Below are 12771 nucleotides of genomic sequence, written 5' to 3'. Positions count from 1 at the left end.
TCCCCACCGTTTCATCTCACTCTTTCCTTCTCTATCAGGCAGCTTGTTGGCTCTCTTCGCCAGACGCTTTCTGAGCTTCTTCTGCTTCTTGTTCCAGCAACTGCTTCTCGTACACCTTGAAGAACGGGAAGTAGATAATGGCGGAAACAACGGCCAGCAAGATAACCAGAACGGCCGCACGGAAATCCCAGCCCAGCGCCCATGCCGCACCGATTGGAGCAGGCGCTGTCCATGGCACAACGGAAATCACCCGGCCAATTAAATCCATCTTCATCGCGCCCCATGCCAGCACGGCGTTAACCATTGGTGCCAACAAGAATGGAATGAAGAACACTGGGTTCATCACGATTGGCGTACCGAAAATCACCGGCTCGTTAATGTTAAAACAGGTTGGAACGATACTCAGTCGGCCGATAGAACGCAGGTGGGCAGACTTACTGCGTAGATAGCAAATCACCAGACCCATGGTTGCACCCGAACCACCCACAACGATGAAGAAGGTCCAGAACGCTTCCATAAAGATATGCGGCAGTGGTGCACCTTGCGCCAACGCGCTCTGGTTCATCCCCAGATTGGTCAGCCAGAACATTTGCAGCATACCGGAAACAATCGCCGCGCCGTGGATCCCTGCAAACCACAGCAAGTGGCCAATCAGCACCGCCAGCAGAATCGCAGGCAATGAATCAGCAGCCGATACCAGAGGTTTAAACACAGACATAATCGCTTGCGGGATCAGCATATCGAACTGCGACTGAATCAGCAGGCTCAGCGGGTAAAGTGTCAGAACCACAACCAGTACCGGAATCAGAAGATCAAAGGAGTTTTTGATCATCGGCGGAACCTGGTCTGGCAATTTGATCCCGATATTATGCGCTTTCAGGAACCGCATCATTTCGACGCAATAAACTGCCACCAGGATCGCAGTGAAGATCCCCGTTCCACCCAGGCTATCCATTGGCATAACGCCTTTGGTTTTCGGTGCTGCCACCAGCAAAAATGCCATCAGTGAAAGCATCGCACACATGAACGGATCAAGGCCGTGCGACTTCACATAGTGTTTACCGAGGTTGTAGGCGATGGCCGCACAAATGTAGATAGACATGATGCCCATCGTCATATCAAACGGCGTCAGAATTTGCCCTTCAAACTGTTTTGCCATATCCAGCCACGCACGAGCAAAGCCCCAGGTGGTGGTTGGCGAGAAAGGTGGATAAGCGAAGACCAGCAGGAACGAACCGACAATCATGAATGGCATCGCAGAAATAAATCCATCACGAATCGCCATGACGTGGCGTTGTGAAGAAATTCTTCCAGCGACTGGACTCACGTAGTTTTCTACAAAGCGGAAAATTAAATTAAAGGCTGCATGATTCGATGACATAGCGGTGCTCCTGTCAGGCTTTCAACGCGAAGGTTGCTGCGGGAAGCGAATTGCCGCGCAACAGTCCGTCATTCATATAATTGATCCCCGTAGCCGGGACCTTTTTAGTAAAAGCTTTAATGTCTAAAACACTGGCAGGGGCATCAGTGGCACAGCATAAAAAAATATGTTTCATAGGCTGCTCTTATTATTGGGTACAGGTGTGTGACCGTTTCAGTATTCATCGCCTTTTCTTACTCTGCAACCGGTTACTGAAACCGGTTGCAGTGATTGTGAAGAAGATCCAGAAATCACTGAAACTTTGAGTTGTTTAGCTATTTCACATCACAGCATTGCACTTGGCTCACTATCTTCTGGGCGCAGATAAATGAGCGTGCGCTGGTTTACATATAGCCCAGCCTTATGCCAAATTATTTGCGACCAAAAATGGGAGAAAAGCATGAGCCTGCAGTCAGTCCGGCAATTCTTTGCCGAAAACGCCCCGGATATCGACATCATCGAATTAAATCAAAGCACCGCTACCGTCGCTCTGGCAGCTGTCGCCCATAACGTTGAACCGGGTCAAATTGCTAAAACATTGTCGTTGAAAGTTAAGGATCAAGTCGTGCTGGTTGTCGCGAAAGGTGACGCAAGGCTAGATAATAAAAAACTTAAAGCCGCTTTGGGGGCAAAAGCCCGCATGTTAAGCAGTGATGAAGTGGTTATCTGGACGGGTCATCCGGTCGGTGGCGTTTGCCCGTTTGGCCTGGAAAATCCGTTAACGGTTTACTGTGATATTTCGCTTAAACAGTATGAAGAAGTCTTGCCTGCGGCGGGAGCCATTCATAGCGCGGTGCGTATTTCCCCTGCTCGTCTGGCTGAACTGACGGCCGCACAATGGGTTGATGTTTGCCAGTAATCAGATGACTGAGGTCGACTTAGCGAACCTCAGTCATTTTCTTCAAATACCCTGGTGATAGGGCGGTAAATTTAGCTCCTGCATTCCTTGCTCACTGAGCATCCACGCAAACATTTCGGCATCCGTTTTCAGCGCCAGTCTGCGCAGAGCACTGCTTTTTTGCGCACTGATAGTTTTGTAGTTTTTCTCGAGAAGTGTCGCAATTTGGGCCAGCTGCCAGCCTTTGCTGAGGAGCCGTAAAACACGGCGTTCTGAAAAAGTTAAGTTGGTGTTGGTCACCGTATTACTGGCCGAGCTTACGGCTATTTCCTGCAAAAGATGCCGGCTGATTCTTTCGATTTGGCCACCGCGGTTAAACACATGCTCGATAATACTGTTCAGCGGTTCATGTAACGAAAGCAACGCGGTGTTAGCTGTTAACAACCGTTCAATGGCGATATTCACCAAATTCGCAGGGAGAGTGAAAACCCACTCCACTTGCCGAAATTCATTTTGCAAATGATTGAAGTCATCACAGACTTTAAAGATCTCCTGCAAAGGGCTGTCCAGCTCAATCAGCGCCACATCGATATGCAGCAAAATTTCAGGCCTGAGATCCAAATAGTTATCCATAAGAATGAGTGATGACTTCTCAGCACGTTCCTTCATCAGAAACTGAAGGCCTTCTCTCATCAGTGGCCGTTTGCTAATCACTAATGCGCGGCAAAATGGGTTGCGCAAAAAGATCTTCTCTTTGCTGTCCTGCATAAATACCTCCCTTTAAAACAGTTACTTCCCTGAAAATGCACAACCCAGTTCGTGGAGATCTTTCTCACACTGTAGGCCAAGTTTTTCCATCGCATGTCGTTTATGCGCACTCACGGTTCTGATATTGCGCCCTAAACTCTGCGCCACCTGGCTGACGTTGTAGCCAAGAAATAGCTGCCCCATGACCTGGGCTTCGCAGACAGTCAATTCACTGGAAATTCTCGTATCCAGAATGTTCCTGATCATCGGGCTGGAAATCATCGACTTAGAGGAGAATGATTTTATGATTAAGTCAGTGAAGGTTGCGGTTGGCTCAATTTGAGAAATAATCGCCCGCACGCCTAAAGCAGAAATATAATTCAGCACGCCAGGTTTGTGGTTGCGCGTGTAAGCAACAATGGCAGTGGTCGGTTGTACCGTAAGGCACCAGTTAATAAATTTTACCTCCTCGGCAAGCTGCATTGAGGATTCGCTGATATTCAATATCACAAGCGATCCAGGCGCCATTAATACATCGCCATAGGCTTCATCAAGCCTTTTGATATTATTGACTAATTTATTAATTCTCGGTATCGACTTCAAGCGATGAACTATCCCTACCGCCGTTAACACGCAGGGTACAACGACCATTATCTTGCCAGGAATATTGCCAGCAGTGATTATATTTTCCATATCATACCTTTAATTAATATAACCCTATCATAAAAAATATGAACGATGATTCATTAATAGATTAATTATATAAAGGACATCACCTCTACAATATTAATCATCTTAAAATAGAAGGAGGGTTTGATAACGGGCGAGTATTTCAAATAATGGTCGTTATTACAAGAGAACGACAAGCGAGGTAATAAAATTAGCATTGGTAAATGCTAATTTAAATATAATTAAATAATACTTTTTTAGATTAAAGCGTTTTCAATTGGTGCATGGGATGAAGACGAAAATCCTTCGGCGTCGTCCCTGTATAACGGCGGAAAAAGCGTGAAAAATAGGTTGCGTCACTGAAGCCGAGAAAATCCGAAATCTGGCTAATCGTCATGCTGGTATACAGTAAACTCCGTTTGGCTTCGAGCAACACCCGTTGATGGAGCACATTCAGGGCGCTACAACCAAAGAACTCATGGCACAGGGTATTAAGATGCACCGTTGATAAACCCACTTCACAGGCATAATGCGTGATGTGTAGTTGTTCACGATAATGACTTTCAACCAGTTGATTGAATTGATGAATGACCGCGCGCTTACGCTCAACGCGTGAGCTACTGCCCGGAGCCGGAGCACTCTGCCGATTGAGCCAGACCAGCAGTGCGCTTATCAAAGAGTGCAGCATCATGTCGCGCGCTTCTCCCGTCCCCTCGTATTCACTCTGTAGAGTACTAAACAGCGTATTAATCTGCCGGTTCGAGCCTTTCACCGGTACGCATGCGGCCTGATTAAGCACCTGCAAAGGCCGGCCAAACTGCTGTTCAAACTGGGCGATTAATGGAGCTGAAAATGACAAAGAATAGCCCTGAGCCCCCGGCGAGAATTTAAAACCGTGCACGCACAATGCAGGCACGACCTGAATACAGGCGTGCCCCACATGGTGCTTAACACCTTCGATATCGATCTCCACCTGGCCTTTATGCAAATAGAGTAATTGCACCAGGTCCGCATGCTGATGAATGCGAATGTGCCATTCATAAAGGCTGCTGCGGCTGTGAATCGATTCGCAATGCAGCAAATCAGCTGCCGGCCAGTTCCGATTTTCACCATACAGTTTAAAGACCGGAATACTGGGGTTCAGATTCATGACGTCCTCTTTCAGGGTACAAAATCCACAGTTTATTGACGAATAAGTGTAGTTTATTCAACTGACTCGAACGGCAGACCGACATAGTTTTCAGCAATCGTCGTCAGTCCTGCGCGAGAAGTCAGATAGTACTCACGGTCCGCTTGCTGCATTTTACGGTCAAACGCGTTCATCCCTTCAAAATCATGCAGAAGATTGGTCATAAACCAGCTAAAACGCTCGCCTTTCCATACGCGGCGCAATGCCATGGGTGAATAAGTTTCCAGTAAATCGGTTCGTCCTTCCTTGTACACTTTACATAAAATCCGATACAGATAGTTCACATCAGAAGCGGCCAGGTTGAGCCCCTTTGCCCCCGTCGGCGGGACGATATGGGCGGCATCGCCCACGAGGAAAAGGTTGCCGTACTGCATCGGTTCGACCACAAAACTGCGTAACGGCGCGATACTCTTCTCAAGTGAGTGAGCAGTCACTAACTTATCCGTCAGATCTTTTGGCAGTCGCTGTTTAAGCTCGTCCCAGAAACGTTCGTCCGACCAGGCTTCAACACTATCCGTCAGCGGAACCTGCAAATAGTAACGGCTTCTGGTTAGTGAGCGCTGACTACACAAAACGAACCCGCGTTCGTGATGGGCATAAATCAGTTCATGATTGACCGGCGGTGTGTCGGATAACAAGCCCAGCCAGCCGAAGGGATAGACCCGTTCATACTCGCGCGTGACTTCTGTGGGAATCGCTTTGCGTGAAACACCATGGAAACCATCGCAGCCCGCAATATAATCGCAATCGATGCGGTAGGTTTCGCCCTGCTTCTCAAAGGTGACATAGGGCGAATCACTTTTTACATCAAACAATTGCACATTGGTTACCCCGTACATCGTGGGTGCCTGGCTCTTAGAGCGCGCTTCCATCAAATCACGCGTCACTTCTGTCTGGCCGTAGACCATTACCGTTTTGCCTCCCGTTAACGCTTTGAGCGCAACGGGAATGCGTTTTCCATCGACCAGAAACTCAACCCCTTCATGAACCAGCCCTTCAGAATCCATTCTTTCACTGACACCGGCTTCACGCAGTAAATCTACGGTGCCATTTTCCAGGATCCCCGCGCGGATGCGCCCCTGAACATGTTCCGGTGTTTGTCTCTCTAGCACCACATTGCTGATGCCCGCGTTGTGCAACAACTGCCCCAACAACAAACCTGATGGGCCGGCTCCAATTATCACGACTTGAGTTTTCATAAGGTACGCTCTCAGATAAGACGTTATATAAATGTTATTTTTATGTTTATAAAATGCGCGTTAATGCATTTTTATCGTCCGCAGAGAGGAAAAGAAGGCCAATATCCGTCTAAAACGTGCACTTTTCGAAAGTCGCACCCAAATTGTGGGCGAGTTCATAGTTCGCTGAAATAGTGTGCGAAATCCGTTATTACGCTAAATGTTGATCTGGCGCGCCTGAGTACAGGGGTCGGCCTATGTTAATAATGGAGGATGTTAAAATTTGAGCGACAGATGTCGCTTTTCATCTTTCATAGGCCAGGCATGTCGACAGATGTAAACCCCCAACGTGAAGTCACCCGACTCTGCATTCAGTGTGGGCTTTTTTTGCTGCAGCACGGAGCAGAAAGCGCCCTGGTTGAAGAGCTTTCCTGCCGTTTGGGCATGGCATTAGGGATGGATAGCGTTGAAAGCTCAATTTCAGCGAACGCCATCGTGCTCAGTACCATCAAAGACAATCAGTGTCTCACTACGACGCGCAAGAACATCGACCGTGGCATCAACATGCACGTCGTGACGGAAGTACAACACATCGTGATCATGGCAGAACATAAGCTGCTGGATCATAAAGATGTTTTGAAACGCTTTTCGCACATTAAACCTCTGCGCTATCCCCGTTGGTTAGTGGTGTTGATGGTCGGTCTTTCTTGCGGATGTTTCTGTAAGCTCAATCATGGCGGGTGGGATGGCGCCTTCGTCGCCTTCGTTGCCAGTTCGGTGGCAATGTATGTGCGGTTGCTGCTCACTGCACGCCATCTGCATCCACAAATTAACTTCTGCATTACGGCATTTGTTGCGACCACGATTTCAGGGCTGCTGATTGCCAAAGGCCCATTCGCAACGACCTCAAACATTGCGATGGCGGCAAGCGTGCTGCTGCTGGTGCCGGGTTTTCCACTGATCAACGCCGTTGCCGATATGTTTAAAGGTCACGTCAACACCGGCCTTGCGCGATGGGCAATGGCCAGTTTACTCACGCTTGCCACCTGCATTGGTGTCGTGATGGCGATGTCGTTATGGGGGCTGAAAGGATGGGAATAGTCGACTTTTTACTGGCGCTGATCCAGGACATGGCGCTGGCAGCCATTCCCGCCGTCGGTTTTGCGCTGGTGTTTAACGTTCCCCAACGTGCTTTGCCCTATTGCGCGTTGCTGGGCGCAATTGGCCACGGCTCCAGAATGGCGATGATAACAGCCGGTTTGAACATTGAATGGAGCACGTTTATCGCTTCACTTCTGGTGGGCAGCATCGGTATCCAGTGGTCGCGCTGGTATCTGGCACATCCGAAAGTCTTTACCGTGGCGGCCGTCATTCCGATGTTCCCAGGCATCTCCGCCTACACCGCAATGATTTCTGCCGTGAAACTGAGCCACTTTGGTTACACCGAAGACCTGATGATTCAGCTACTCACTAACTTCCTCAAAGCCTCGTTTATCCTTGGCGCCCTATCGATTGGCCTATCGATTCCCGGCTTGTGGCTGTACCGCAAACATCCACGAGTGTGATGTGTTTCAGGGCTTCGATAACTCGGCAGTGCTTTGCCTGCGCAAACTTGTTTTAATGTCATCAGGCCTGGGCGGTACCAGCGGCCTGATGACATTAAGGAGCCTTGCGTGGAAACCCACGAAATTTATCTTCCGGAGCGTTTTGACGACGCCAGTTTGAAAGAAAAGATTTTCTTCAGCGCCATTAGTTTGTTCGCTGAATTTGGCCTTAACGGCGCACGCATGGAGCAAATTGCAGAGAAGGCAAATACCACCAAACGGATGGTGGTTTATCACTTCAAAACCAAAGAGTTGCTATACGTTCAGGTGCTGGAATATGTCTACACCCAGATTCGTAGCTGTGAGCGCCAACTGAATCTCTCCAACCAGCCGCCAGTAGAAGCGATGGTGGAACTGGTGGAATGGACCTTTGATTTCCACGCCACGCATCCCGATTTCATTCGTATTATCTGCATGGAAAACATGCAGCGTGGGCGTTTCGTCAAAGAGTCCACTTACCTGCGCGAGATAAACCGCAGTGCGCTGGAATTACTGGAAGATGTGCTGACTCGCGGCCAGGAAAAACAGCTCTTCAACAAACTCGTTACCGCCAAAGATGTTCACCGCCTGATCAGTAGCTTTAGCTTCTACCATGTGGCAAACAGCTACACCTTTTCAAACCTGTTTGAAGATGGAAGCGAACCGGTTGATAGCACCTCCCATTATCGGGAAATGGCGGTAAAAGTGGTGCTGCGTTACATTGGCCCCTAATAAATCATGCTTTCTGGATGTTTTAAGAACTCTCCAGGCTCCGAAGGGCCCAGATAAAGCGGTATACTCGAGGAAATTCTCCTGCGATGCAGGTTATATAAAAGAGTATAAGCAGATGAAAGCAAACAATAAGGTCACGTGTGCTCTGGCACTGGCAGCATCCATTTTTGCCGGGCAGGCAGTAGCGGCAAGCTGGCAGGATCAGCTGAGTAGTGCGGCAAGTGAGTTGAGCAAATCCACAAGCAGTACTGGTACTACCGGCACCACGGGCAACTCTGCAGCATCACTGAGCAGCCTGCTCGCCAGTGGGACTAACGCCCTGAGCGCTAACACCATGACCAACGCGGCGGGTATTTTGCAGTACTGCATGAACAACAAACTGGTCTCCGCCACCAATCCAGAAAACGTCAAAAACCAGCTTCTGGATAAACTGGGCCTGGATAGCGGCACGAAAGAGACTCAGCCACAAGATTACACTCAGGGTTTGATGGGTCTGCTGAACACCGGCAAAGGCCAGCAACTGAATCTGCAAACCATCGGCAGCTCGCCGCTGGCAGAAAAAGTGAAAACTCAGGCCTGTGATTTTGTCCTGAAACAGGGCATGAATTACCTGGGTTAATAAATTCTCCTGCTCCTTATTTCAGGAGCAGGATTTTAAAAGCATTCTATTCCCGCACATTAATTTCCATCACCGCGTAAACCCCATCACTGGGAAGTGTTACGGTCACATTCTGCAGATTAATCCCCGCAGCCAGAATAATTTCTCTGAGCTCGAAAAGCGTGCGCGGATAAATCGTCGTCCAGCCAACACAACGCAAAGCGAAATCAATTTGTGGACTGGTTTTAAGCATATTCGAAATAATCAGCACGCCGCCAGGTTTAACCAAACGTAACGCGTGGCGAATAAAATGCACCGCCTCAGACTCCGAGAAATATTCGAAAATCCCTAACCCGTCGACTAATTCCGCGGACTGCTCGCCCAGTTCCTGCACGAGTTTGTCAGTGACAATCATGCGGTCGAATAAATTGCGCATCAGCAGCTGAAAATGCTGCCCTTCCACCAGTCCATATTGTGTCGCCAGACCACGGGCAAACTTCAGCGATTGCCTGTCATGATCAATCAGCAATAAGGTAAATTTCTGCGACTTCAATTTTGCACTGTGCAGAGTCTTGAGGACCGGCACTGCCGCGCCGCAAGCGAGGCTAATCCAGTTGGCAGCAACACTGTCATTAAGATGAAAATCGGCAATGGCGGCCATCACTTTTGCGCGGGAACGAATACCTCGCGCATCATTGGCGTGAATAAACCACGGACGACTATTGAGATCCATTTCGCCACCGCTGATTAATCTCACCGCCAGTGGATGTTGCACAGCCCACAGGGCAAGCGCTGTAGGAACCAGCTGGCAACGCCACTCCTCCAGGGCGGGGCGGGAACGAAAAGCTTGTTCGGAGAGTTTGTTACGGCAGCGGATCCGCCGCTTCCCCAGGTTATCTACAAATATTTCCGGGGCTTCTAACGAGAGATCGCAGGCGAGCTGTTGATTGATGTCATCGATCTGCTCTACAACCTGATCCTTCATCGGCCAGTTATCACTTATGTCGCTGCAAGTGATGTGTTTAATGGCAAGATCCGCAGGCACCGATCCCGGGATCACTGAGAGAAAAGGTTGCCAGGGCATGTAGAACCTCTGCGGACATTTTCTTTCAGTGTAGAAAATTCAGGGTTATTTACCGTCAGCAGAAAGTTGTAATTTTACGGCAGAATTACCGCTTGAGAAGTGCGCCCTCACCGCGCGTTAAGCCAGGCGAGGGCTGAGGATCAGCGTAAAAATGACTCGGTTAATTTGACCCAATAGGTCGCCCCACCTGAAATACAGGCATCGTTAAACTGATAGAGCGGGTGGTGAACCGAGTAATCATTGTTGCCCGTTGCAGTACCCAACCACAAATAGCAGCCCGGCACTTCTTCCAACATAAATGAGAAGTCCTCGCTGCCCATGGCACTTTTCACCTGCGCCGGATCCGCAACCTTATCAGTACCAAAAACATCACGTGCTACCTGTAATGCAAACTCGGTCTGCTGAGGATCATTCACCGTCACCGGATAACCGAAATCCACCGCGATCGAGGCCTTCACGCCGAAGCTTTCAGCCTGAGAATGCACCAGTTTCTGAATACGTTGTTTCACGGCGTCACGGACTTCCGATTTGAAAGTACGCATATTGAGCTTGAGCACGGCGCTGTGCGGGATGATGTTGTGTGTGGTGCCGCTTTGCAGACTTCCCACAGTGACCACCGCGGAATCCTGCGGATCCACATTGCGCGACACAATGGTTTGCAGCGCCATGACGATCGAGGCTCCGGCCACGGTAGGATCGATACAGTGCTCCGGCATCGATCCATGTCCGCCCTTGCCTTCCAGCGTGATTGTCATGCTGTCGGATGAAGCCATCAACGCGCCGGGTTTTGTCGCGATCTCGCCTGCTGGCAGCAATGGGAAATTGTGCAGACCAAACACCGCATCACACGGGAACAGCTTAAATAAGCCGTCATCAATCATTCGTTTGGCGCCACCAACAGACTCTTCTGACGGCTGGAAAATCAGGTGGAGAGTACCGCTGAATGGGCGATGCTCTGCCAGATAACGCGCAGCTGACAGCAAAATGGCGCAATGTCCGTCGTGTCCGCAGGCATGCATTTTCCCTTCGACCACACTCGCCCATGGTAACCCGGTTTGTTCTTGCATAGGCAACGCATCCATATCAGCACGAATGCCCAGACGCTGAGTTCCGGTTCCTGATTTCAGTGTCCCTACCACTCCGGTGCCGCCCAATCCGCGATGTACCTCGTAACCCCAGCCAGTCAGCAGTTCAGCAATGCGATCGCTGGTGCGGAACTCTTCAAAACCTAACTCCGGGTGCTGATGGAAATCACGACGAATGGCAATCATCTCTTCTTCGTAATCGAGAATTTCTTTAATAAGCATAGGGTTATTCCTTTTTATTCATCACAGTAAGTTTTGCGTTCGTGCCAGGCAACTAATGCTGAAAAAGTCACGATAGCGCAGAACATGAGATACCAGGCCGGAGCCATCGGTTGTCCGGTGACTTTCAACAACCAGGTCACGATCAATTGTGCGAATCCACCAAACAACGTAACGCCAATGGCATAAACCATTGCCATACCGGAGGCGCGAACAGCTTTTGGAAATGCTTCGAGGATCAACAGGAAAAATGCCGCAGAACTGATGTTCGCGAGGATCTGATCCAGGGCTATCAGTAGAAGGGTGACCCCGAGCGGTGCGCCATGCAGAATCGAGGCGAAGATCGGCCAAATCAGGATGAATGATCCTACCGCACAGCCGATCAAGATCGGTTTGCGCCGTGGTAATTTGTCTGCCAGTTTGCCGCCAAAGAACGGCACAATTAGCGTTAACGCCGCAGCGGTCAAGCTCACCCACCACGAAGTGCTGGCAGGCATATGCAACGTGTTAACCATATACGCGGGCATGTAGTAGATGATGATGTAAAAAGTGGTGGTGCCTTTCATCACCAGCAAAATGCCCAGTAACAGGGCGCGGCGATGTTCACGCCACAGGGTAAATGCTGAACTTTCTGCCTTCGGGCCAGGTGTGGCTGAATGCGTTTCTTCAAGTTGGCGACGGATGTACAAACCAATCGGCATTATCGCCAGGCCAACAATAAACGGGATACGCCAGCCCCAGTCATACAGCTGCTGTTCGCTCAGAACATGACTCAGACCTGCGCCCATTGCCGCACCGAAAAGTGCCGCTCCGCCCTGGCTGGTCATCTGCCAGCTCACTCGCGCGCCGCGGCGAGACTTATCCCCGGCTTCCATCAACCACGATGTCGCCGCCCCCACTTCGCCACCAGCAGAAAAGCCCTGCAACATGCGTCCCGCTACCAGGACGATGGGAGCCATAATCCCGACCTGATGATAGGTCGGGGCAAACGCCACCATCATCACCCCTAAAGACATTAGCCCGAGGATCAGCGTCATGGCCGCTTTACGTCCGTGTTTATCGGCATAGCTGCCTAACACCATGCTACCGAGCGGGCGCATCACAAACCCCACGCCAAATGTCGCCACCGCCAGCAGCAGCGAGGTGTAATCATTGCTGCTCGGGAAAAACAGATGACCAATGATCACCGAGAAAAAACTGTAAACCGCAAAGTCGTAGATCTCGAGGCCATTGCCGATGGTTACCGCCACCAGCGACTTAGCGTTAGCGCGCTCCGGGACCAAAGCCGCCTGATTCGGAAGCGATGCTGAGATCCCGGCATCCGCCTGGGCATAGCTGACACGTTGTTTCATGCTCACTTCCTATTTTGTTACTCAGATGTAAACAAACTGGGGTTTAATTCACTATCTGCATAAAAAAAGAACATTAC

General features: G+C 49.8%; 13 protein-coding genes. 5 read left to right on the top strand and 8 right to left on the bottom strand.

All coding sequences use genetic code 11. From position 1 onward, the window contains the following. Window positions 1–34 precede the first annotated feature (34 nt). A complete protein-coding gene (locus WBL83_RS12775) occupies window positions 35–1381 on the bottom strand; it encodes a PTS sugar transporter subunit IIC (protein ID WP_424589505.1) in 1347 nt (448 codons plus the stop codon). Window positions 1382–1820: 439 nt separating this feature from the next. Between WBL83_RS12775 and WBL83_RS12770 the strand changes: the two genes are divergently transcribed. Then, a complete protein-coding gene (locus WBL83_RS12770) occupies window positions 1821–2279 on the top strand; it encodes a YbaK/EbsC family protein (RefSeq protein ID WP_424589504.1) in 459 nt (152 codons plus the stop codon). A gap of 42 nt (window positions 2280–2321) precedes the next feature. Here WBL83_RS12770 and WBL83_RS12765 read toward each other — a convergent pair whose 3' ends face one another. The 4 genes from WBL83_RS12765 to pobA all read right to left on the bottom strand — a co-directional run bounded on the left by WBL83_RS12765 (window position 2322) and on the right by pobA (window position 6062). Then, window positions 2322–3026, bottom strand: a complete 705-nt coding sequence (locus WBL83_RS12765; protein ID WP_424589503.1) for a helix-turn-helix transcriptional regulator — start codon at window positions 3024–3026, stop codon at window positions 2322–2324. A gap of 21 nt (window positions 3027–3047) precedes the next feature. Further along, window positions 3048–3698 carry a LuxR C-terminal-related transcriptional regulator gene (locus tag WBL83_RS12760; protein WP_424589502.1) on the bottom strand — a complete coding sequence of 217 codons (651 nt, stop codon included), beginning with the start codon at window positions 3696–3698 and terminating at the stop codon, window positions 3048–3050. A gap of 238 nt (window positions 3699–3936) precedes the next feature. Then, window positions 3937–4824, bottom strand: a complete 888-nt coding sequence (locus tag WBL83_RS12755; RefSeq protein ID WP_424589501.1) for a helix-turn-helix domain-containing protein — start codon at window positions 4822–4824, stop codon at window positions 3937–3939. A 53-nt stretch (window positions 4825–4877) separates the two neighbouring features. Continuing rightward, a complete protein-coding gene (gene pobA, locus WBL83_RS12750; protein ID WP_424589500.1) occupies window positions 4878–6062 on the bottom strand; it encodes a 4-hydroxybenzoate 3-monooxygenase in 1185 nt (394 codons plus the stop codon). 303 nt (window positions 6063–6365) lie between these two features. Here pobA and WBL83_RS12745 point away from each other — a divergent pair, with 303 nt between their 5' ends. From WBL83_RS12745 to WBL83_RS12730, 4 genes are all read left to right on the top strand, one after another. Beyond that, window positions 6366–7142, top strand: a complete 777-nt coding sequence (locus tag WBL83_RS12745; protein WP_424589499.1) for a threonine/serine ThrE exporter family protein — start codon at window positions 6366–6368, stop codon at window positions 7140–7142. Continuing rightward, the gene (locus WBL83_RS12740) at window positions 7133–7606 is read left to right on the top strand and encodes a threonine/serine exporter (RefSeq protein ID WP_424589498.1); all 474 of its coding nucleotides are present in this window, start codon (window positions 7133–7135) and stop codon (window positions 7604–7606) included. Before WBL83_RS12745 ends, WBL83_RS12740 begins: the two co-directional genes overlap by 10 nt. 108 nt (window positions 7607–7714) lie before the next feature. Continuing rightward, on the top strand, window positions 7715–8356 hold the full coding sequence (locus WBL83_RS12735) for a TetR family transcriptional regulator (protein WP_424589497.1): 642 nt from the start codon (window positions 7715–7717) through the stop codon (window positions 8354–8356). Between the two features lie 115 nt (window positions 8357–8471). Next, the gene (locus WBL83_RS12730; protein WP_424589496.1) at window positions 8472–8975 is read left to right on the top strand and encodes a DUF2501 domain-containing protein; all 504 of its coding nucleotides are present in this window, start codon (window positions 8472–8474) and stop codon (window positions 8973–8975) included. A gap of 46 nt (window positions 8976–9021) precedes the next feature. Here WBL83_RS12730 and WBL83_RS12725 read toward each other — a convergent pair whose 3' ends face one another. The 3 genes from WBL83_RS12725 to WBL83_RS12715 form a co-directional block, all read right to left on the bottom strand. Beyond that, on the bottom strand, window positions 9022–10038 hold the full coding sequence (locus WBL83_RS12725) for a class I SAM-dependent methyltransferase (RefSeq protein WP_424589495.1): 1017 nt from the start codon (window positions 10036–10038) through the stop codon (window positions 9022–9024). Window positions 10039–10178: 140 nt separating this feature from the next. Continuing rightward, the gene (locus tag WBL83_RS12720; RefSeq protein ID WP_424589494.1) at window positions 10179–11345 is read right to left on the bottom strand and encodes a M20 aminoacylase family protein; all 1167 of its coding nucleotides are present in this window, start codon (window positions 11343–11345) and stop codon (window positions 10179–10181) included. A gap of 14 nt (window positions 11346–11359) precedes the next feature. Then, window positions 11360–12694 (bottom strand): MFS transporter, encoded by a 1335-nt coding sequence (locus WBL83_RS12715; RefSeq protein WP_424589493.1) that lies wholly within the window; start codon window positions 12692–12694, stop codon window positions 11360–11362. Window positions 12695–12771: the final 77 nt, after the last annotated feature.

It is taken from the genome of Buttiauxella sp. (assembly GCF_049686335.1).
In the GTDB taxonomy this organism is placed as follows: Bacteria; Pseudomonadota; Gammaproteobacteria; order Enterobacterales; family Enterobacteriaceae; genus Buttiauxella.
Note: the sequence above shows the minus strand (reverse complement) of the source record. Positions and strands in the feature narration are given on the sequence as shown.